The 21,008-nt window shown below is 58.7% G+C and carries 21 protein-coding genes and 1 tRNA gene; 7 read left to right on the plus strand and 15 right to left on the minus strand.

Annotated features, from left to right (window positions below; translation table 11 throughout):
* Window positions 1-3 precede the first annotated feature (3 nt).
* From rsmD to I6J72_RS05185, 5 genes are all read right to left on the minus strand, one after another.
* On the minus strand, window positions 4-573 hold the full coding sequence (gene rsmD, locus I6J72_RS05165; RefSeq protein ID WP_204100153.1) for a 16S rRNA (guanine(966)-N(2))-methyltransferase RsmD: 570 nt from the start codon (window positions 571-573) through the stop codon (window positions 4-6).
* Between the two features lie 62 nt (window positions 574-635).
* Window positions 636-2,732 (minus strand): ATP-dependent DNA helicase RecG, encoded by a 2,097-nt coding sequence (locus I6J72_RS05170; protein ID WP_204100154.1) that lies wholly within the window; start codon window positions 2,730-2,732, stop codon window positions 636-638.
* 3 nt (window positions 2,733-2,735) lie between these two features.
* Window positions 2,736-4,142, minus strand: a complete 1,407-nt coding sequence (locus I6J72_RS05175; protein ID WP_204100155.1) for a DAK2 domain-containing protein — start codon at window positions 4,140-4,142, stop codon at window positions 2,736-2,738.
* Between the two features lie 10 nt (window positions 4,143-4,152).
* Window positions 4,153-4,794, minus strand: coding sequence for a uracil-DNA glycosylase (locus I6J72_RS05180; RefSeq protein WP_370552159.1), 642 nt, complete (start codon window positions 4,792-4,794; stop codon window positions 4,153-4,155).
* Complete coding sequence (locus I6J72_RS05185; RefSeq protein WP_204100156.1) at window positions 4,791-5,825, minus strand: thiamine-phosphate kinase; 1,035 nt, start codon at window positions 5,823-5,825, stop codon at window positions 4,791-4,793. The genes I6J72_RS05180 and I6J72_RS05185 overlap by 4 nt, the downstream gene beginning before the upstream one ends.
* On the opposite strand from I6J72_RS05185, the gene I6J72_RS05190 reads away from it, so the two are divergent.
* On the plus strand, window positions 5,797-6,702 hold the full coding sequence (locus I6J72_RS05190) for a DUF3515 domain-containing protein (protein WP_204100157.1): 906 nt from the start codon (window positions 5,797-5,799) through the stop codon (window positions 6,700-6,702). The genes I6J72_RS05185 and I6J72_RS05190 overlap by 29 nt on opposite strands.
* A 10-nt stretch (window positions 6,703-6,712) precedes the next feature.
* Here I6J72_RS05190 and I6J72_RS05195 read toward each other — a convergent pair whose 3' ends face one another.
* Window positions 6,713-7,783 (minus strand): D-alanine--D-alanine ligase family protein, encoded by a 1,071-nt coding sequence (locus tag I6J72_RS05195; protein ID WP_115021941.1) that lies wholly within the window; start codon window positions 7,781-7,783, stop codon window positions 6,713-6,715.
* 21 nt (window positions 7,784-7,804) lie between these two features.
* Window positions 7,805-8,803 (minus strand): NAD(P)H-dependent glycerol-3-phosphate dehydrogenase, encoded by a 999-nt coding sequence (locus I6J72_RS05200; RefSeq protein WP_070671081.1) that lies wholly within the window; start codon window positions 8,801-8,803, stop codon window positions 7,805-7,807.
* 148 nt (window positions 8,804-8,951) lie between these two features.
* Between I6J72_RS05200 and I6J72_RS05205 the strand changes: the two genes are divergently transcribed.
* Window positions 8,952-9,950: a bifunctional NUDIX hydrolase/histidine phosphatase family protein gene (locus I6J72_RS05205; RefSeq protein ID WP_239107506.1), complete on the plus strand. Its 999-nt coding sequence runs from the start codon at window positions 8,952-8,954 to the stop codon at window positions 9,948-9,950.
* Window positions 9,951-10,038: 88 nt separating this feature from the next.
* Here I6J72_RS05205 and I6J72_RS05210 read toward each other — a convergent pair whose 3' ends face one another.
* The 5 genes from I6J72_RS05210 to leuC form a co-directional block, all read right to left on the minus strand.
* Window positions 10,039-11,502, minus strand: a complete 1,464-nt coding sequence (locus tag I6J72_RS05210; RefSeq protein ID WP_204099525.1) for an integrase core domain-containing protein — start codon at window positions 11,500-11,502, stop codon at window positions 10,039-10,041.
* 178 nt (window positions 11,503-11,680) lie between these two features.
* Window positions 11,681-12,403: a hypothetical protein gene (locus I6J72_RS05215; protein WP_204100158.1), complete on the minus strand. Its 723-nt coding sequence runs from the start codon at window positions 12,401-12,403 to the stop codon at window positions 11,681-11,683.
* A gap of 416 nt (window positions 12,404-12,819) precedes the next feature.
* Window positions 12,820-13,872, minus strand: coding sequence for a hypothetical protein (locus I6J72_RS05220; protein ID WP_204100159.1), 1,053 nt, complete (start codon window positions 13,870-13,872; stop codon window positions 12,820-12,822).
* Between the two features lie 115 nt (window positions 13,873-13,987).
* On the minus strand, window positions 13,988-14,578 hold the full coding sequence (gene leuD, locus I6J72_RS05225; RefSeq protein ID WP_204100160.1) for a 3-isopropylmalate dehydratase small subunit: 591 nt from the start codon (window positions 14,576-14,578) through the stop codon (window positions 13,988-13,990).
* 45 nt (window positions 14,579-14,623) lie between these two features.
* Window positions 14,624-16,048: a 3-isopropylmalate dehydratase large subunit gene (leuC, locus tag I6J72_RS05230; RefSeq protein WP_204100161.1), complete on the minus strand. Its 1,425-nt coding sequence runs from the start codon at window positions 16,046-16,048 to the stop codon at window positions 14,624-14,626.
* Window positions 16,049-16,096: 48 nt separating this feature from the next.
* On the opposite strand from leuC, the gene I6J72_RS05235 reads away from it, so the two are divergent.
* Window positions 16,097-16,795 carry an IclR family transcriptional regulator gene (locus I6J72_RS05235; RefSeq protein WP_115021931.1) on the plus strand — a complete coding sequence of 233 codons (699 nt, stop codon included), beginning with the start codon at window positions 16,097-16,099 and terminating at the stop codon, window positions 16,793-16,795.
* A gap of 18 nt (window positions 16,796-16,813) precedes the next feature.
* Here I6J72_RS05235 and I6J72_RS05240 read toward each other — a convergent pair whose 3' ends face one another.
* Window positions 16,814-17,599 (minus strand): S1 family peptidase, encoded by a 786-nt coding sequence (locus I6J72_RS05240; RefSeq protein ID WP_239107507.1) that lies wholly within the window; start codon window positions 17,597-17,599, stop codon window positions 16,814-16,816.
* A 103-nt stretch (window positions 17,600-17,702) separates the two neighbouring features.
* Between I6J72_RS05240 and I6J72_RS05245 the strand changes: the two genes are divergently transcribed.
* The gene (locus I6J72_RS05245; protein ID WP_039675153.1) at window positions 17,703-17,993 is read left to right on the plus strand and encodes a hypothetical protein; all 291 of its coding nucleotides are present in this window, start codon (window positions 17,703-17,705) and stop codon (window positions 17,991-17,993) included.
* Window positions 17,994-18,099: 106 nt separating this feature from the next.
* Window positions 18,100-18,873 carry a hypothetical protein gene (locus I6J72_RS05250; RefSeq protein ID WP_204100162.1) on the plus strand — a complete coding sequence of 258 codons (774 nt, stop codon included), beginning with the start codon at window positions 18,100-18,102 and terminating at the stop codon, window positions 18,871-18,873.
* A 64-nt stretch (window positions 18,874-18,937) separates the two neighbouring features.
* On the opposite strand, the gene I6J72_RS05255 is transcribed toward I6J72_RS05250, so the two are convergent.
* Window positions 18,938-19,010: transfer RNA gene (locus I6J72_RS05255), tRNA-Glu, on the minus strand.
* A gap of 698 nt (window positions 19,011-19,708) precedes the next feature.
* Between I6J72_RS05255 and I6J72_RS05260 the strand changes: the two genes are divergently transcribed.
* On the plus strand, window positions 19,709-20,113 hold the full coding sequence (locus I6J72_RS05260) for a hypothetical protein (RefSeq protein ID WP_115021923.1): 405 nt from the start codon (window positions 19,709-19,711) through the stop codon (window positions 20,111-20,113).
* Window positions 20,106-20,435 carry a transcriptional regulator gene (locus I6J72_RS05265; protein ID WP_070671058.1) on the plus strand — a complete coding sequence of 110 codons (330 nt, stop codon included), beginning with the start codon at window positions 20,106-20,108 and terminating at the stop codon, window positions 20,433-20,435. Before I6J72_RS05260 ends, I6J72_RS05265 begins: the two co-directional genes overlap by 8 nt.
* On the opposite strand, the gene I6J72_RS05270 is transcribed toward I6J72_RS05265, so the two are convergent.
* A complete protein-coding gene (locus tag I6J72_RS05270; RefSeq protein ID WP_204100163.1) occupies window positions 20,430-20,993 on the minus strand; it encodes an alpha/beta hydrolase in 564 nt (187 codons plus the stop codon). The two genes, I6J72_RS05265 and I6J72_RS05270, sit on opposite strands and share 6 nt — an antisense overlap.
* Window positions 20,994-21,008 lie beyond the last annotated feature (15 nt).

A 21,008-nucleotide genomic window follows, 5' to 3' on the forward strand; every position in this document is an offset into this window, starting at 1 on the left:
TGCTTAGATCTCCTCGCTTCGGTGATAAATGGCCATGTCAAAGCGTGCGATACCAAACGTACGCTTCTTGAGCTTCTGTCCGGTGGGTTCAAACCCTTCCGGCCACTCCGTCTGGGGTGTATCGACGTGGCGTTCGATCACCACAATCGCGTCATCATCCAGCACAGGTTCGATGGCTTCGAGCAAGCCATCAACGTCGTCGAACTCGTAGGGCGGATCCGCAAGAACGATGTCGAAGTAGCCGCGTGGTGCGGTGGCCAAGTAGGTCGAGGCTTTCATCTCCCGTACCTCGACTCGGGGGTGCTTGACCACGCCAATGTTGTGGCGAATCACCTTGACCGCGGCAGGGTTGTGTTCCACCAGCACCACTTCTTCGGCACCGCGACTCGCCGCCTCCAACCCCAGCGCACCGGAACCGGCAAACAAGTCAAGCACGCGGGAATCATTAAATCCCCAGCGCACGTCTAATGAAGAAAAAAGACCCTCACGGGCACGGTCGGACGTCGGCCTCGTCCCCGACTCGGGCACCTTGATGCTGCGTCCGCGGGCTTCCCCAGCGATGATTCTCGTCATGGCCTCTACCCTATCGCCCTTGGGCTCATTGGCGAGACGTCTCCCCTCAAGTCCGGCTCGGTTTAGTTCTTCTCCAGAAAGTCTTGCTCGTCCGCAGTGAGGTTGTGCGTCAGTTCTTCTGCCAGCTCAGGGTTGCGCTCGACCAACGCCGCGGCGTCGGCGTGGGTGCGCTCTACGATCTCTCGGTCGTTGCTCAAGTCCAGCAACTTAAGCGTGCGCTTGGTGCCAGATTGCAACGTGCCCAGGATGTCTCCTTCATGGCGCTGCTTGAGGTCGAGCTCGGCTAAGTCAAAGCCGGAAGGCGTATCTGCGATGGCCGCCACACGCCGATAGGACTTTGAGTCTGGCAAAGCGGTGGTGTGCAGCAGGCAGACTGATGCATTGCCGCCACGCCCCACGCGGCCGCGCAGCTGGTGAAGCTGGGAAACACCGAAGTTTTCTGACTCACGAATCAGCATGACCGTAGCGTTAGGAACGTCAACGCCGACCTCAATGACGGTCGTGGACACAAGAATATCGATGTCGCCGCGCGCAAAGCTCGCCATGACTTCGTCCTTATCTGGCATCTTGCCGTGGAGCATTTCTACACTCAGCCCACGGAAGGGCAGGTTACGCAGCTGCACGGACAGCTGCTCGACCCCGCCATCACCTTCGATGCGTGGGCACACGATATAGGCCTGGTGGCCTTTTTCTACCTCTTCACGGATGCGCTCTATGGCACGACGGACCCACTCGGGTTTCCACTCGGGAACCACCGCCGACAGGATAGGTTTGCGTCCACCGGGCAGCTCCTTGAGCGTGGAGACTGCCAAGTCACCAAAGACGGTCATAGCAATTGTGCGCGGAATAGGCGTAGCCGTCATCACGAGGAGATGAGGGCTGGTGCCCTCCCTGGTTTTGGTACGCAGGCTATCGCGCTGCTCCACGCCAAATCGGTGCTGTTCGTCCACAATAACCAGGCCTAGATCGAAAAACTCGACGGTGTCTTGAATGATGGCGTGCGTACCAATGACGATGTCAGCCTCGCCCGACACAATCTCCAACAGAGCCTGGCGCTTCTCCGCAGTCTTCATCGACCCGGTCAGCACAGTAACGGTTACCCCTTCGGGAACGCTGGCGCTTATCGACGTCCCATGCTGCACCGCCAGCACCTCCGTTGGCGCCAACAGCGCTGACTGTTTTCCAGCATCCACTGCCTGAAGCATCGCGCACGTGGCAACGAGCGTTTTGCCTGATCCGACCTCGCCTTGCAGCAGGCGCATCATCGGGACGGTGCCGGAGAGGTCGGCATCGATCTCTCCTATCACGCGGCGTTGCCCATCCGTCAGCTGGAATGGAAGCTCCGACAGCAGCTCATCACGGTAGCCGTCAATAATGGCCGGCATCGGGGTGGCAGTACGCGCTTTGACATCGCGTTGGCGCAGCGCCATCACCAGACCAATGGACAGGGCCTCGTTGTACTTAAGGCGCTGAATCGCTCGTTCCGGCCCAGTCGGTCCAGGTTCGTGAATCTCGCGTACTGCCTGATCCAAGGTCACCATCATGCGGTAATCCAATGGTTCTGGAATCGGCGGAGTCTGCTCCAGCACTTTATGGATTGCGCCCATGACATACCACGACGTTGCCGATCCACTGGCTGGGTACACCGGGATCCATTCGCGCTTCAGGAAGGTATCAAGCGAACCAAACTGCGCGAGCTTCTTTAGCGAACCACTGCCTTTTCCGGCAGCCTTATCCCACATCGAATCCTGGAGGCTGCCGGGGTCCAAAATGAGAAAATCTGGGTGCTGAAGGCTTGGTATACCGCGGAAATACTTCAGCTTTCCGGAGAGCATAATGCGCATGCCGCTGCGGAGAATGCGCTGGACAAAGTAGGCGTTGAAGAACGCCGCCTGGATCCCGCTATCCATGTACAAGGTGAAGACCACGGTCTTGGAGGTGTGGCGAGTGCGAACGTCCTGGATAACGCCGGTAATAGTGACTTGGTCGCCTTCCTCGGCACCACCCAGGCCGACCTCTTTGTTGTGGCGGATGTAGTCGCGCGGGTAGTGACTGAGCAACTCACCGCAGGTGGTGTAGCCGAAGGCTTTTTTAAGCGCCGCCGCATCCTTCTTCTCTAGTACGTCAGTGAGTTTGCGGTCATCCTGCCACCCCAGCACGGTCTATTCCACTCCAATCTCAGTGCACGTGCCCGGCACGCGTACAACGACCACGTCCACTCCCAGGCTGTGAGCGAGTTCCTCATCGGACACCTCGAGGGCTGTGAGCACGGTGACTTGTTCACCGCCATGGGCTAACAGCGACCGAGAAGCCTGTTCGACTGCGTCCACGGTTTCTTCCGCTGGATGCCCCACACGCATGGACCGTGCCGCATCTCCCATGACAGCTACTACCTCAGCAGTATCCGGGTTATTCGGCTCATAGACGGACATCGCCGCTAGGCCCGCTACCAGAGAATCGGCGGGAATGACGCTAGCTTTCCCCGCATCGCCTCCGTACCCATTGGTCAGGAAAAGATCGCCCGCAACAGCTTCGTCCACTGTGACGCCAGGTTCGACCACCTGCACCCCGACCTTCTCAAAAAGCTCCCTGACCGCACCGTCTGGTACGGCAGCGAAGATCCGTCGCGCTGACTCCCCTGCGGTGTCCTCCGCCGCCTTTTCTACCGCCGGTAGCGCTTCCAGCCTCACGTCACTGACCTTGCCCAGCGCATAGGCCCTTTCGATGACCGCCCCGGCGTCGGCACTGTGGATATGCACGCTCGCAGATTCATCGGTTGCGCGCGCAATGACGAGGCTATTGCCCATGGAGCTCAAGTTTTCTTGGAGCACATCCAAATCGCCTTCATAGAAGAAAATGGCTTCGATCTCGGATCCAGGCAACTCCGTCCCAGCCGTCTCGGAACCGGGCCGCGGGCTGTTCTTGCACTCACCGGATTTCAGTGGCTGCACATCCGGTTCCTCGCCGGTGACCTGGGCCAGCAAACACTCCAACAAGATCACCAGCCCCGCACCGCCGGCGTCCACGACGCCCGCTTCGCGCAGAGCCGGCAGCTGCGAGGGGGTTTCAGCAAGTGCGCGCCGGGCAGCATCGAGTGCCGAGACAAGAATGTCGTGCAGCTGCGCACCGGACTTCTCAGCCGCAGCGCGCGCAGCGTCACTGGCAGCGCGCAACACGGTAATGATGGTGCCTTCCACGGGAGCCGCGAGGGCGCGGTCGACGAGGTCGACGGCGTGCGTGAGGGCGGCGGCTAGGACAACGCCATCCACTCGCGACTCCGTCGTCGCCTCTGCTACGCCGCGCAAAACCTGCGAGAGCACCATGCCTGAGTTGCCACGCGCTCCCCGCACGGATCCCAGCGCCAGCGCCTCGGCCACGTCCATCTCGCCTTTATCCGCCTCCGCCAGGGCGGCCTCCATGGTGTGTGCCATGTTGGATCCGGTATCGGAATCGGGGACGGGAAACACGTTGAGCGCGTTAATCTCTGCGCGACGGCGTGTGAGTTCCTCCACGGTGCGCGCTGCCCAGGCATGCAGGCCGCGCGCGTCCAACTCGGCGGGATACGACATGTGGGCTAGTTTACAAGCGCCAGTCCACGGGCGTGACGCCGCGGGCCTCAAGGGCGGCATTGGCGCGGGAGAAGGGCTTCGAACCGAAGAATCCGCGCCGTGCTGACAACGGTGAAGGATGCGATGAGGTAATGCACTCGGTGTCAGGAAGAAAAGCTTGGCAGCTTTGTGCATCGCGTCCCCACAGGATGGCGACAATGTCACGGCCCGCCAGCGCCCGAATAGCGGCTTCCGTGATCGGCTCCCAGCCAATGCGTCGGTGCGATCCTGCCTGACCAGGCGCCACGGTGAGAACTCGGTTGAGCAACAGCACACCCTGGTTGAACCAGGCGCGTAGGTCCCCGTCCTCGCGGCCTTGAATCCCTAGGTCGTTGTGGAGCTCAGTGTAGATATTCGTCAAAGAACGAGGCGCGGCCACACCTGGTCTCGTGGAGAAAGACAGGCCCATCGCATGCCCCGGGGTGGGATACGGGTCTTGGCCCACGATGAGTACGCGGACCTCCTCAGCTGGCAGAGACAATGCCGCGAAAACATCCTCAGCCGGAGGCAGATAACTTTGTCCAATGCGCTGTTCAATGCTCGGAAGGTTCTCCTCCAGCGCCTCACGGATGTGAGGCATCCAGGAATAGTGGATACGCGAGGTATCAATCATGCAAAGCTCTCCCAACCACCGCTATAATGAGGTTCATCGCCCCCCACGGTAACGCCTGTTCCACGCAGGACCGTACCTATTTTTCGGAAGCCAGAAGGAGCGGCCTTGCACGTCGTGGCCAGCAACGTGTGGTCCTCACCGCCGGTGAGAACCCACTCCCATGGGTCCACGTCCAGCACCGCGCCGGCAGCAGCCAGAAGAGGGTCAGGCGCAATAGCTGCCGGGTCCAAGTCGATGTGCACCGACGAACGCTGCGCCATCAGTCCTACATCGCGCACCAGCCCATCAGAGTTATCCGTCATTGCGGTCGAACCGGTAGCGCGCGCAATGACGCCTCGCCCCGGGGTGAGGGTGGGGGTGCAGTGGGCGTCGACAAGCGGCCACAGATCTTCTAGTTCCTGCGGCAGTGCCCGACCGAAACGCTCGAGCAAGGCCAAACCGGCGGCAGAGTATCCAATCTTGCCGTGTGCCACGAGGGTTTGACCTGCGCGCGCCTTATCCAAGGTCAACGGTGCGCCACTGCCGCCTAGCGAACCAAGCGCCGTGACGTTGAGCACGAAGTGATCACTGCGGGTGAGATCACCTCCGACGAGCTCGGCGTTATACACTGCGCAGCGCTCGGCAATTCCCTGCGCAATGCCGCGCACAAAACTCACCGGTGTGTCTCCAGGAGCCGCAATGGCGAGGAGGGCAGCAGTGGGGCGCGCACCCATGGCTTCAATATCGGCAAAATTGCGCACAATCGCCTTCTGGCCCACCTCCGAGGCTGTGGACCAGTCGCGGCGGAAGTGGCGGCCTTCGACCATCATGTCCGTAGACGCCACAGTGCGGGAGTTGGGTGCTGCTGGGTACAGCACTGCCGCGTCGTCACCGTTAAGAGCGCTGGGCGCAGCGGCAACGATCTCATGAATGACATGCCTTTCCCCGGCTTGCTCGAGCGTGTGCGACAAACCATTCGCCTCCTTCTCAATTTTCTGGCTTCGGGGGTTAGGATATGCCCCTATGGATACCCAATTTAACCGCACCGCCATCTACGTCTCACTCGGGCTAGCCATCGCCATGGTGTTTGCGGTGTTGTTGGGCGCCAAGCTCGTCTTCACCAACGCCGCGCAGCAGCCGGTAGCCTTGCCTCCTACGCCTTTTGAGGCTGCAGACTCCCCCGAGTGTGCGCAGCTAGTGGAAGCACTTCCTGACGAGCTTCTGGGCCACCCTCGTGCCGAGCTCGCCGAGCCCGCACCAGCTGGCGCTGCCGCGTGGTCGAGCTCCTCCGAGGAGCGCGTTACTCTTCGGTGCGGCGTGGACCTGCCGCAGCAATACACTGAGTATTCACAAACCACTGACGTCGACGGTGAGGCCTGGCTGCAGGTCATCGACGCCACCCCAGGTTCTCATCTCACCACCTGGTACACCACTAAGCGCAGCCCTGCTATCGCGGTGACGACCACAGGTGACAAGGCACCGCAGGGGCTTGACGACGCCCTCTCGTCCCTCCCCCAGGAATCCCTACAGCCAAACCCTGCCCCGCTGTCGAAGCTTGCGTCCGGTCCGGATTCCATGTGCCCGGACCTTGAGGCGGCACTGCCAGAATCTCTCGCGGAGGGCTACACACGCCGCGAGGACGTGGGCGATGACAACACGTGGGTCTTTAGCGCGCCGGGCCGCGAGGAGATCGTCGTGCGCTGTGGTGTAGCCGCCCCAGAGAATTACGCTGCCGGTGCGCAGCTGCAGCAAGTCAACGAAGTGCCGTGGTTTGAGGACACAACCTTGGGCGAGGGCACGACGGCCGGCACCTGGTTCGCCTTGGGACGCGCCGAAGACCTCGCACTTTCTGCTCCGCAGGATGCGGCGAACTCAGCACTGGTGCGGCTTAGCGACGCCCTTGCCAAGGCCACGCCGGAGCAAAGCTAGGCGCGGGGCATCAACCGCGCGACAGCGCAGTGCGAATCAGCGTATCGAGAAGCTCCGCATAGCTCACACCGCCTGCGGCGAACACTTGCGGGTACATTGAAATCGGGGTGAAGCCCGGGAAGGTATTGACCTCGTTGATGTAGTAGGTGTCTTCGGTGATGAAGAAATCTACGCGGGACAGACCTGCCGCACCTAGCGCGCGGAAGGCCTCAATAGCGCGCTCGCGGATTTCGGAGGTAAGTTCCTCGCTCAGTGGCGCGGGAATTTCAGCGGAGACACCTTCATCGAGGTACTTCGCATCGAAGCCATAGAAGCCTTCCTCGGACTCGGTGGTCCCCAATAGCTTGGCCGGGACGGACGCTTGAAGGGTTCCATCCGGGTGCTCAAGTACGCCGACTTCGACTTCGGCGCCGCAGATTTCAGGCTCCACGAGCACCTTATCGTCAGATTCGTAGGCCAGCTTCACAGCTGCCTCAAAATCCTCCCAGGCCGAGACCTTGGAGACCCCGATGGAGGAACCACCACGTGCTGGCTTCACAAAGACGGGAAGGCCGAGGCGGTCTTTTTGGACGTCGTCCAGCGCCGTTTCTCCAGTAAGTACCACCTGCGGTGCCACGGGCAAGCCCTCAGCCACGAGGAGTTTCTTGGTGAATTCCTTGTCCATACCTACGGCCGAAGCCAACACTCCGGCACCCACGTAGGGAATGCCCGAAAGCTCGAAGAGGCCCTGCACCGTGCCGTCCTCGCCGAAAGGCCCGTGAAGGACCGGCACGATGACATCGACCTCGGTGTAATGCTCGTGGCGGGTGACATTGTGGATGCGACCACGGGTGGCCGGATTAAGAGACAGCGCAAGCTCATCGTGGAGCTCGACCTCCGGCATGCGTCCGTTGACAGTCTCAAGCCCCTCACGAGTGCCCTGGGTCCACGTACCTTCACGGGTAATACCGATGGGCACAACGTCATACTTCGCCGGATCGAGGTGCTCCATGATGGCACCAGCAGAAATGCAGGACACCGAGTGCTCGGAGCTGCGCCCACCGTACACAACGGCCACGCGCACAGGTTTCGCTTCAGTCATACCCGGCAACTTTACTCGGCTTTACTCTGCCTTCTTGGTGCGACCCATCAGAGCCACGATCATGTCGTCCACACTGACCCCTCGATGGCACACGCCATAGACGGCCTGGGTAATCGGCATCTCGACACCCGCGCGCTGCGCAAGGCGGAAAATCGAGTCAGAGGAAATCACGCCTTCCGCTACCTGACCGTTAGTGGCCGCCTTGGCTTCCTCCAATGTCCCGCCCTGGCCCAGGCGGTAGCCGAAGGTGCGGTTACGCGAGAGCGTCGAGCTACACGTGGCCACAAGGTCACCCATTCCAGCCAGCCCGGAGAACGTAAAGGGATCTGCTCCCAGCTCCACGCCAAGGCGCGTTATCTCTGCCAAGCCGCGGGTGATGATGGTGGCCATGGTGTTATTGCCCAATCCTTTGCCGGAGGCCATACCGCAGGCGAGGGCGATGACGTTCTTGCAGGCACCGCCGATTTCTGCACCGATGACATCGGTGTTCGTATAAGGGCGGAAGTACGGCGCTGCGGCCGCGTGCTGGACTTCCTGTGCACGGTTCTCGTCGGTACAGGCAATAACGGTAGCGGCTGGTTGCTCCTGGGCCACCTCTTTGGCCAGGTTCGGCCCAGAGAGTACGGCGATACGGTCTTCTTCTACGCCTGCGGCGTCGGCGATGACCTCACTCATCAGGTTCAGCGTTTCCTTCTCCACACCCTTGGAGATGGAGACCAGCGTGGCGTCTTTAGGCAACTTGGGCGCCCAGGTTGTCAGGTTGCTACGCAAGGTCTGGGAAGGCACGCCGAAAATCACAATGGACGCACCGCTCAATGCCTGTGCGGGATCCGTCGTTGCCTCGATGCTCTCGGGCAGTGGCAGGTCCGGCAAGTAGTCAGGATTCTCGTGGCGGGTATTAATAGCTGCGGCCAGCTCCTCACGGCGTGCCCACAGACGGACCTCGTTCCCGGCGTCCGCAAAGACTTTGGCCAGCGTGGTTCCCCACGATCCAGCTCCCATGACAGCCACATTAACCATGTGCTACCTCACTTTTAGAACAGGTTTGTCGGTTTTCACCATTAAAGCACGGTCCGCTTTAGAGCACGTTCGGCGCGTAAGACTGCATCATTGTAGTCAGTGGAGGAAAATGGAATACGCGAAAAACACCGGCGTTTGAAGGAGCAGCATGCCCAAGGCAAAAAACATGCACGAAACGGACAAGGACGTTCAGTCGGAGGTGTTTATTTCCGGCCGTCACCAGGAGGTTCCTGAGGATCCGGCCGATGAGTTCAAGCGCACCACTCTCGCTGCCGGTGCCGTTTTGTGGCGTGGCGATCCGCAAGATCCGGAGGTCGCCCTCATTCACCGCCCGCGGTATGACGACTGGTCCTTGCCCAAGGGAAAGGTTGACCCGGGCGAGTCTCTTCCCACAACAGCAGCGCGCGAAATCCTTGAGGAGACGGGTTACACGGTGCGTCTGGGCAAGCTCATTGGCAAGGTAGCCTACCCGGTCCAAGGCCGTACAAAGGTGGTGTACTACTGGATGGCTCGCGTACTGGAGGGCACCTACACTCCCAACGATGAGACCGATGAGCTGCGTTGGATGAAGATTGATGAAGCCTGCGAACTACTCTCCTACGAAGTGGACACGCAGGTCCTTGCTAAAGCTCAGAAGCGCCTGCGCTTGGCACCCACGACGCGCGTGCTCTACGTTCGCCATGCCCATGCCCATCAGCGCCGTTCCTGGGAGGGCGACGATAACTTGCGCCCGCTCGATAAGAAGGGCCTCCGCCAAGCAGAGATGCTCGTGCCTATGCTTACCCCGTATCATCCCACGGCCATCTACTGCGCCCTTCCGCAGCGCTGTCAGCAGACTGCTGCTCCGCTTGCTGATGAGCTGGGGATGGACATTGCCATCAACAAGGCCTTCGGCGATGAAGTATTTGATGCCAATCCCGATGTCGCGCGCGCGGCTTTTCAGCGCGTCGTCGACGGCGGCGGAGTCCCCGTCATTGTCAGCCAGGGACTCACCATCCCCGGCATCATCGAGTCCTACGCCCCGAAGTTCATCACCACTCCGATTGAGGAGCTGAAGTTTAAGAAAGCCTCGGTCTGGGTTCTGTCCTTCAACGATGGCGAGCTCACCGGCGCGGACTACCTAGCTAGCCCACTACCAGTTCGCTAACTATGTTATGTCCATAGGGTTTTTGGACATGGAGTCCGGTGTCTTTTTGGACACGGAATCCATGGAGGTCTTGGACACTTCTAGCGGTTTATGGTTGTGGCCTGCGTTTCGGCCGGGGTTTGGATAGTTTCGGGTTCATCCGCGGTGGTTGGCGGTGTTTCATTCCTTCAACGAGGTTGATGTTGATCTGGCCACCTGGTGGTCTGTGGCTCAACGTGATCGGCAGTGGCACGCTGAAGAGGAATTCACCGTCATGGGCCGTGTAGAACTCCGCAACGTTTTCGGCTGTGACTGTGGAGTAGAGTCTGCGGTTTTTAAACCTCAGACCAATGTAGAGACCGAAGCCGCACACGCGTACAACGCCGTCTTTGCTTACGCAGAGCTGGTCTGGGATACCCCAATGGTTTGTTGAATTTGTTGTCGGCGCCGTTAGTGTGGGGGTATCGGTGGGAGGTATGCCTTGCAAAGCTGCCATGTCATCGGTGCAGGCCTCGTGTGAAGTTGCCGCTTCCGCGGGGCCGTTTAGCATTTCGGATACAGCTTGTGGATTGTGCGCTTGGTTATAAGCGACTACGCGGGCCCAGACCTGCTCGGGATCGAGTGGATGTGTAGGTGATGGTGCCTTGGGGAAGGTATCGAAGGCCTGGCGTGGTGTGATGTGCATTTTGCCGACCAGCAGTGATTGGTGCCGTCGTCGTTCGTTGTAGACCTGGCGATATTCGGCCAGGTAGGTGTTGACCTCAGCAAGGCTGACTGGGTGGCGTGCATCGAGGAACTGGGTCAACGTGCGGTGAGAGCGTTCGTCTTTTCCCTGGGTTGTCGGGGCGAAACCAGCAATAGCAAGTACACCTTGGCTAGCGAGCCAAGTTTCAGTAGCAGAGAGAAAACCACGGTGATAGGTGGCGAACGCATCGCCATTGTCGGAAAGGATTTCTTGAGGTTTGCCGTAGGCGGCGAACGCTGCGGCCAGTGCGGCGCGGGAATCAGTACCGTTTTCTGGCAGAGCGAACGCTGTGGTTCCGACATCGAATCTGCTGGCATCATCGATAATCTGGTAAATCGTGACATGTGTGTGGGCATGGTCAAAGAGGCGGTAGACCAGTCCATCGATTTGCCAGAGTTCACCGACGAGATCACGGGCGAAGCGCTTATAGGAGCTGCGGGGGCGTTTGCGGGCATTGGCATCAACAAATCCCAGCTCATGAAGCCACGAGGCGATTGTAGAACGCGACGGTGTGGAATCTGGGCCTACAGTGTCAAACAAGAAGTAGTAGATCGACCAAGGCCCATAATCCAAGCCTTGCTCCATCAACTCCTGCCTGGCGTGGACGACTGCGATTTTATCGGCCTCGTTAAATTTCTTAATCGGATTCTTCGGGGCAGTCGAATCAGGCACAATACCTGCGCGACCCTTCTGCGCTATCCGGCTTTTGATGTTGTGGTACGTCTGCCGCGAGATTCCTAATTCTTTGCAAAACTGTGTGACCGTCTTGCCGTCACGAACGGGATCGAAATCTGCGACCTTTCTACGCTTATGCAATGGAATAGCCATTCGGCTATTCCACCGCCGCAAACGTCCAAAAAGCCACTAGACATCCCGTCCAAAAACATCCTGGACTCCGTGTCCAAAAAGTCGCTAGACATCACACCAGTTCGCTAACTACTCGCTGGAAGGGTTACTCACGGGGAGGCATTCCGTCTTTTGGCTCATGCCTCCGCCGCCCTCACGATTATGGCCACAGCCTGCACTGCTGCTGTGAGAAGGCACGAGCGGCAATCGCGTAACCCAACGCTGTAATGGGAAAGGCGGGGATGAAGCCGATCAACGGCATCAGCGAGAAGGCGAACTGTATCAACCCGAGCAGAACGACAATGCCCAAGGAGGTACCGAAGTTCTGGCGCACCATCTGTTGGGACAGGCTCAGGCACTGCCCCACAGAAAGGGAGGGTTCTTTGGCCTTAATGACCGGTGCTGCCCAGAACAGCACCATCGCAATAATGCCGGGGATGATGAGCACAAAGCCCACGGTGACAATAAGTCCAACGCACAGAAAGACCTTCATCAGACCAGCGACGGATTTGAACTGAAAGAAGTCTCCGAAAGTGAGTTTTTCACCGTCCATCGCCTTATTGGCGGCATGGCAAAAGTTTGCCTGCATCCACAACATGCAGGCAAACACGCAACCAAAGATTGCGCCGAACGTCAGCAGCAAGGCGACGACGCCCGCAAAATTCAAAGGCTCAGAGGCCGCGGTTGAGGAAAAGCTGCCCATAACAATGGCGCCGATGAAGGACACCGCCATCATGGCAAAATTGACCGCAAAATAGACTGCAGTAAGTATGCCCAGATGGGCAAGGACACCAACGATCCACTCCGCAGCAGCATCCCCAAAGGCTTTAAAAGATTGCCCAATAATATAACCGGGCTCTGCCTGCGGCACCCCCATCATCACTGGGGGCTGCTGCGGCCATGGCCCTTGTTGATACGGGCCGGTTGCGTTGAAGTGGTTCCCATAGGAGCCCGAGTAGTTTCCACCCCCATAGGGCCCCGGCTGATAGGGGCCACCGTGCCCTGAGTAGGGCGGCACCCCTCCTCCCTGCGCTCCATAACCAGATGTGTGGCCCCATGTTGGGGCTGGAGGAGCCTCCGAATCCGCCATTCCCGGCGTACCCGGATGGCCCGTCAAATCCTTCATATGGGTTGGTCATGCACTGGAGTCTATAGGGAGTTTCGGTGTCGGCGCGCTGAAGTGCCCTCCATCTCGGCAATAACAGGGGTCTATTCCCCACACAACGCAGGTGAAGTCATTCCGCCCACGACGAAAGGGGCGCCGTCTTTGACGCACGCCCCTGTCACACAATCCAGATACTAGGCCCAGCGCATGGCCGGACGCTTGCGCACGGTGCGCAAGAAAAGGACATGTCCCAAGCTCATGAGCGGAGGAGCACAGAGTATTCCAACAATGGGAATCAACATGAACAAGTTCACCAAGATCGTGAACACGAGGTAGAAAAGGAACATTTGACCGAAGTTATTCACGACAAGGTTCTTCGATTCTTTGAAGCACTCACCAATGCTCTTTTCGGGGTCTTCAGCTTTGATCACCGGTGCCGCCCAGAAAAGCACGGCCGCCACGATGCCCAGAACGATGGTAAAGGTACCGATAATAACGGCAATGATGTAGCAGATATGCACACCGAAAATACCCTTGACGTTGCCACCCTTAAAGTAGTCGCCGAAAGAGACATTTTGCCCATTAGCAATCTTGCATGAGGCGGAGACGCAGCCGGCATACATCCAAGCATTGAGAAGAATCATCAAGAGGTAAACAACGACCATAGCGAGAATGCTCAATGCCCCAAGGCCCGCAGCGCCGCCGTCGGAAAAGGTGTCAGTCGCTGGGTCATACGACGTCGCGGAAGTAGACGCAGCACCTAAGCTCAGGACCATAATGAGCAGAAAAGCACCAAGGGCCACGATTGCGTAGTAAGTTAAAACAGCCAAAGCACCAGGCATAGGCTGCTTGAAATAGCCCTTGAACGCCTGACCGATGGAATCCATGGCGTCGACCGGCGAGACGGTCAGGCCACCTTGCTGCTGGTAACCCGCGCCATAGCCACCTTGCTGTTGGTAGCCTGCGCCATAGCCATCTTGCTGCTGGTATCCCTGACCGTATCCGTTGGGATCCTGGTACTCCTGACCGTACATACCCTGGCTGGCACCGTAGGAGTTCTCCCCGTACGAAGTTCCGCCGTAGCCGTTGTTGCCAAAGCTACTCTGGTCGGACCCATAGGAGCCATAGGTATTTCCACCATTGGAGGCCTCGTTGCCGGACCCATAGGTTCCAGAGCTGTTCGGGCCGTTGTTTCCGCCGTGCTGATCGCTGGACGGGTCTCTATTGCTATCAAAAGGGTTGGTCATGCGGAAAACACTAACGGCACCCTGTTAGGGGTGCCATATGAGACGGGGAATACCACCCCTTTCCTACCTCAGAAGGGGTTAACGATATTTACACATTCTCACGCGATGCCGACCATTATTGTGCGCCAACTTTCGGCTTGAACGAGAGACGGCCAGCTTCGAAAGCTTCAATGTCCGCCTCGTTACGCAGGGTAAGGCCAATATCGTCGAGGCCTTCCATGAGGCGCCAACGAGTGTAGTCATCGATGTCGAACGTATAGCTGTTGCTGCCCACGGTCACGGTGCGTGCCTCAAGATCAACGCTCACCTGAGTTTCACCGGCTTCCAACTGCTTCCAAATAAGCTCAATATCCTCCTGTGCCATCAAACCGGTCAACAGCCCGGCTTTGCCGGAGTTGCCGCGGAAGATATCAGCAAAGCGCGAGGAGAATACGGCCTTGAAACCGTACTCCGCCAGCGCCCAGACTGCGTGCTCGCGGGAGGAGCCCGTGCCGAAATCTGGACCGGCGAAGAGGACTGAACCATCCTTGAATTGTGGCTGGTTGAGCACAAAGTTCTCATCCGAGCGCCAATTTGAGAACAGCCCCTCAGCAAAACCCGTACGCTTGACGGACTTGAGGTAGCGAGCCGGAATAATCTGATCTGTATCCACGTTCGAAGCGCGCAGCGGAACACCAACGCCGGTGTGGTTTACAAACTTGTCCATTGTCTTCTGCTTCTCCGTTTCTTCTTTGTACTTCCTCGACCCCGCTTAGGCGTCGATGTCTGCCGGTGACGCCAGGTGTCCCAGAACCGCGGTGGCTGCTGCAACAGCTGGCGACACGAGATGGGTACGCCCGCCAGGGCCCTGTCGGCCTTCGAAGTTGCGGTTGCTTGTCGACGCCGACCGTTCCCCCGGTTTCAACTGGTCCGGGTTCATGCCCAGACACATCGAACAGCCAGCCGTACGCCACTCCGCTCCAAAGTCGGTGAAGATCTTGTTCAGACCTTCTTCTTCAGCTTGGGCCTTAACTACAGCAGAGGAAGGCACAACCATCATGCGAGTATTGGCCGCAATGCTTCGACCCTTAACCACGTCGGCGGCTGCGCGCAAGTCCTCGATGCGCGCGTTGGTGCAGGAACCGAGGAATACGGTGTCGATCTGGATGTCTCGCAGCGGAGTGCCCGGAGTGAGATCCATGTAGGCCAGAGCCTTCTCGGTCGCCGCCTTCTCACCTTCATCGCCGAAGGAATCCGGATCCGGCACTGAGGCGCTCAACGGCAGGCCCTGCCCCGGGTTAGTTCCCCAGGTAACGAACGGGGTCAGCGCGGAGCCGTCGATCTCCACGACGGTATCGAACTCAGCGCCTTCATCAGTCGGCAGCGTCTTCCAGTACTCCACGGCAGCGTCCCAGTCTTTACCCTTCGGGGCAAACTCACGGCCTTTGACGTACTCAAACGTGGTCTCATCTGGTGCCACCATTCCGGCACGGGCGCCAGCCTCAATAGACATGTTGCAGATGGTCATGCGAGCTTCCATCGACATCTTTCGAATAGCCTCGCCGCGGTACTCAATAATGTGGCCTTGGCCGCCGCCGGTGCCGATCTGGGCAATAATGGCAAGAATCAAGTCCTTGGCAGTTACTCCTTCAGCCAGCTCACCGGAGACCTCGATGGCCATGGTCTTAAAAGGCTTCAGTGACAGCGTCTGGGTAGCCATGACGTGTTCGACTTCAGAGGTACCAATACCCATCGCGATGGAGCCGAACGCGCCGTGTGTTGAGGTGTGAGAGTCACCGCACACGATGGTCATGCCAGGTTGGGTAATACCGAGCTGCGGGCCAACGGTGTGCACGATACCCTGCTGTTCGTCACCCATCGCATGCAGTCGTAAGCCAAACTCCTCGCAGTTCTTGCGCAGCGTGGAGACCTGGGTACGGGATACCTCGTCCTTAATCTCCAGCAGGTTACCGGTCTTGATACCCACAGTAGGAACGTTATGATCTTCGGTGGCTAGGTGCAGCTCTGGGTGACGCATCGTGCGTCCAGCCAGGCGCAACCCATCAAAGGCCTGCGGGCTGGTAACTTCATGCAGGAGCTGGAAATCGATAAAGAGGAGATCTGGCTCCCCATTCTCGCCCTTGCGCACGATGTGGTCACGCCACACCTTCTCTGCCAGTGTCAGTTTCTCAGTCATAAGCCTCTCCACTTGAAATCTCAATTAATGGGACGTAAATTTCATTGTATGGGAGAGTATAGCGCAGTATCAGGAATAAAGGTGTTGGATCGCGCCGTCGCAATCATGATGGCCGCAACCAACCACCCCTCCACACTCAACGAGCTCTGCGAGACCACAGGTTTACCACGAGCCACCGCCCACCGTCTGGCGACCGCACTGGAAGCACACCGCATCCTCACCCGCACCGCCGACGGCAAGTGGGGCGCGGGCCCTGCCCTGCCGGGAAACCGAGACCGCATCATCGAAACCGCAGGCCCTATCATGGAGGAACTCCTCGAGGCCACCGGTGAATCCGTCCAACTCTACGAGCTCTCTGGCACAACACGCACCTGCATCGCCACGCGCGAGCCGGAGTTTGGCCTGCACAACGTAGTCCCCGTTGGCCGCCAGCTACCCCTCACTTCTGGCTCGGCAGCACGCATCTTCGCCGCGTTTGGGGACGCCCATGTGGCCGACGCCCTCTTCAGCGAGCGCGATGTTGAGCTCGCACGCGAGAATGGATATTCAGAATCCATCGAAGAGCGCGAGTCTAACCTCGCCTCCGTGTCTGCTCCCGTCTTCGATGGCGCGGGGACGTTTATTGCCGTCCTCTCCGTGTCAGGCTCAGCAGATCGCTTTCGCCCCTCCCCGGCGGAGAAGTTTGCGCCCGTGCTGGTCGACGCCGCCAAGCGCCTCACCGACGCACTCTCCACTGATAGCGCCTAAGTGAGCCCGAAGGTCCTCCTACATACTCAAGCCGAAGTAAGCAGCAAGTCCGCGCAGCCCTTCGGGGCCCTTACTACTCGTAGATGAGAAGGCCTCTCCCCGTTCCTGGACCGATCGCACCACATTGGCTGGTTCACGATTCGGACGACGCGGCACATAGCCTTGGTGAGGCAATCGCGCGAGCTCATCCGCATGCGGCATGCGGGCATAGTTAGAGAAGGTCATGTCCTGACCATTGCGGTTGACCACGGTAATGCCCTGATAGATCCCCACCACTCCGGGGCGACCTTCAATAGACACTGGCCCGCCACTATCCCCAGGGGAAAGCGAAAAACCTGCGGCGTAGTGCATCCCTGGAAACACTCCTGGACCACGCACGGTCGGCCCACAGTGGCGTCCTGCGTAGCGGCCATCCATACACACGTTGACACCCTCCCCGGGTGGGGGTGCCATCCCGTCGCCCGTCAGTGGATTTCCCCCGGAAGAAGTTCCACCTGCAAATTGGATATAGGCCAAGTCGTGGCTTGCAGCGCCAGACGGCTTAAACCATCGCAACGTACCTACGTGCTGACCGGAATCGGTATAAACCTGCCCACCATCGAGCCCACAATGGGCCGAAGTCCAAGCGCGAGTTGGCTCAACATAGCCGACACTGCATTCCGCGCCGTCCGAGGTGATGATCTTCTGCCCCTGCGCGATCCGAACTGTGGCATCAGCAGTAGCAACTGGTGCAATCAATACCGAAATTGACACAGCAAAAGTGCCGGCAGCGGCCATCAGGCTACGCGTGAGTTTCGTCGTCATGCATTTACTGTAGCACCCCCACTACCCCCACTATTGAAATCCTAATGAAAAAGCACTTAAATGAAAACAGACTGAAAACACACGGGCTCACTAAGGAGAAGTCATGACCCACACCATCCACGAAGAGCACGCCCACACCCACGGTGAAGGCTGCGGCCACGTCGCTTTCCCGCACGGCGATCACATCGACTACGTTCACGACGGCCACATCCACCGCGAACACGAGGGCCACTGGGATGAGTGCGAGACGGCCGAGCACCACATTCACGAGGATCACGACCACGAGCACGGCGAGGGCTGCGGCCACGTCGCTATCCCGCACGGCGATCACGTGGACTACCTGCACGATGGCCACCGCCACGCCGCCCACGACGGACACTGGGACGATCACTAAATCCCAGTCACTTTTCCCCCGCTGCCCCGCCACAGCACTCCGCTGAGCAGGGCAGCGTTCCCCGTTTTCCCACACCATATGGCTAGGCAGGCGTTAGTGTGGGGCCATGACTTCCTCACAGACCCCTTCCTCCGCACGCCGATTCCTCACGGCACTGACCGCCGTAGCCACCGCGGGCCTCCTCGCAACTGGCTGCTCCTCTACCACCACTGAGACCGCCACCCCAGCCACTGCCCCAGCCACCTCCGAGGCAGCAGAGCCATCATTCAAGAACACCTACCCAGCTTTCAAGCCGCTTAACGACGATTCCCACGTCGAGGTACCTGCAGGCCCCGAACCCACCATTCCTGGTGGCTCCGCGCCAGAAGGACAAGCAGGCGCTCAACCGCAAGCTGCGCAGCAGCAGGGCGCACAACAACCCCAAGCAGCCCAGCAGCAGGCCCCACAGACGACACCTCCACACCTCCAGGGAGTAGAGCCCGGACACTATGTCATGCCACCTGGAAGCAGGAAGACGATTGAATCCGCACGTATAGGTTCCCTCAACCACATACACGAGCAACTTCCAGAGAACCAGATTAACGGCGCCAAGGTCGACGTCTTTGGCACCCCTGCCACGATGTGCCAGACAGGTGATGGCTACAACATCACCTACGTCCTGGCAGGACCAAATACCAGCTGCGATTTTGCCCGCTCGACCGCTGGCCACCTCATGAGTCTTACTATCAGCTCTTTGGAAGACCTTCGCGGATACGTTCCACCACAGATTTCCGTCACCAGTCCGGTGACCCATCAAACTTACGACCTTGCCTGCAGGACCGACGACCACGAGATCATCCGCTGTACCGGCGGCAACAACGCCGAAATCATGATTGTCTAGAACCCTAGAAGCCGGGAAAGCAACAAAGCGCTAAGCCACGTGAATGGCTTAGCGCTTTTCGTTGTACCCCGTACGGGATTTGAACCCGTGTTACCGGCGTGAGAGGCCGGCGTCCTAGGCCGCTAGACGAACGGGGCTCGTTTAGCTGTCCGTTGCGGACCTGCTAAACACTATAGGATCTCCGAAAGATTGCACAAATCGGCAGGTAAAAGTACTTTTAAACAGATAAAATCCCGAACCTCGTTGCCCTGTTGTGGCTGCGGTGACTACTTGAATTCTCTCGGCCTGGGTACGGATCGAATCAGTGGTTATTCCGCTGGCTTACCGTGGGCAGCTAAGGCCGGAACACTAGTGTGCAACGCTGGAGGTTCGGGAGGACACGTGCGCTAACAGCATGTGGTGCAAGGCTCCTACTTCGCTCGAGTGTTGGCTTTAAGAAGTTATGGATTATGGCGATGCCGCCTTGTACTATCTGCTAGAGTCGCGTCGGCGATAGTGATGATTTTCAGCTTCCGCCATCCGCTCTCCTTTCTTCCGGAAATGTCCTGTACCTGCAGTGTAAGCCCAGCGCACGCACACCGGAAGCACTTAGACCAATTGGACACCGGTTTGCCCCCTGGTGTTTAATTTCGCACCCCAAGACCCTAGGTTCTCCCCTCACCGGTATGGGGCACGACAAGACCACTTCCCGCTTTAGTCAAGAGCGCCCCCTCATTCTTTCCCACAGTTTTCCAATGCTTTATCAACGCTTCAGGCCTTTACTTGCATGAGTTGCAAGCGTTAGTATTGCACTAGTGGCAAGTAAGTGAAATGAACCAAGCAAGTGAGATGAACAATGAACGATGATCTTAAAGTCATTGAGGAAGCCCAGAAACGCACCGCCTGGACTCAAAGTCCGTGGGCGGTTGCGCTTGTCGCGCTCGGCATCGGATGTGGCCTCGCGGTGACTAAGGCGTCCTGGTGGTACGGCCTCGCAGTTCTCGTACCGACCTTTATTCTGGGCTATCTCCTCAAGGACAAGATTGCGAACCCATTCGTGCGCCCCGATCCGAATATGGGGCCAAGTAACGACCGTGCGACCTGGTCACGGGTACTGCTGCCCGGTGCAATGATCATGTCCACCACCCCAACTCCGGACTCATGGCCGTGGATGGTGGTCTGCGGCGCAATTGTCTCTGCGGCAACGGCGTGGATGCTGTATGAGAACCGTAATGCCGCCGTAAAGGGCGTCAATGCCTAAGGAATCTACGCACCGTCCAGCCGAACTGGATCCGATTATCCATCCCATTAATCGGCTCAAAATCTGCGCCACGCTATTCTCCGCAGGCGCAACTGCCGGCCTTCAGATGAAGTACAGTCTGCTTGCTGACCTCACGGAACTTCCCGCCGATACGCTGTCGAAGCAGTTGAAGCATCTCGAGAACAACGGGTACGTAAGCCGTACGCGCGAGTACGGCTCCACGCGCGCGAAGGATACCGTGTGGGTCACGCTTACTGAGGCAGGGACTCGGGCCTACACACAGCACGTGGAGGCACTCAAAGCAATGACCAAGGGCCTATAGACCGCGCAGCCACTGCGTGAGGCGCTCCTCCAACTGTGGAAATTCGGTATAGCCATCGCTTTCGAGGAAATGCCCCGCATCGTGGATGGTGATGGGGGTGGCCGAGAGGGCGTCGGCAAGCTGCTGCGTTAAGTCTGGGTCCACGAGGATATCGTTAGTGGACAGGAAGACCTCTGAATGAGCAATGTGGGGCTTGATAGCAGGCAGGTCGACATGTGCTTGGCCAATGAACTCGTCGAGTTCTGGAATAACGCGAAGCTTTTCCACGAACCCAGAGACGATAAAGAGCCCGGGAAGTTCCCACTCGCCTCCCTGTGCCGTGAGATGGTGCAGCGCCGCGATGCCACCCAGGCTATGCGTGATAATGCAGGTATCGGAGTCCGGACGACCGATTTCTCTGCGTATAGACTCTCCCCACTCGTCGATCTTCGGTTGATGTGGGTTCGGCAGCGCAATGGTATTAACCCTGTGACCATCGGCGGTCAACTGCTGCTCTAACCACGGAAACCAGTGACTCTCGGGGCTGGCCTGATAGCCATGAACGATGTAGAAGTGCATGAAGCCGATACTAAA

The organism is Corynebacterium sp. FDAARGOS 1242 (genome assembly GCF_016889985.1).
Classification (GTDB): Bacteria; Actinomycetota; Actinomycetes; order Mycobacteriales; family Mycobacteriaceae; genus Corynebacterium; species Corynebacterium minutissimum_B.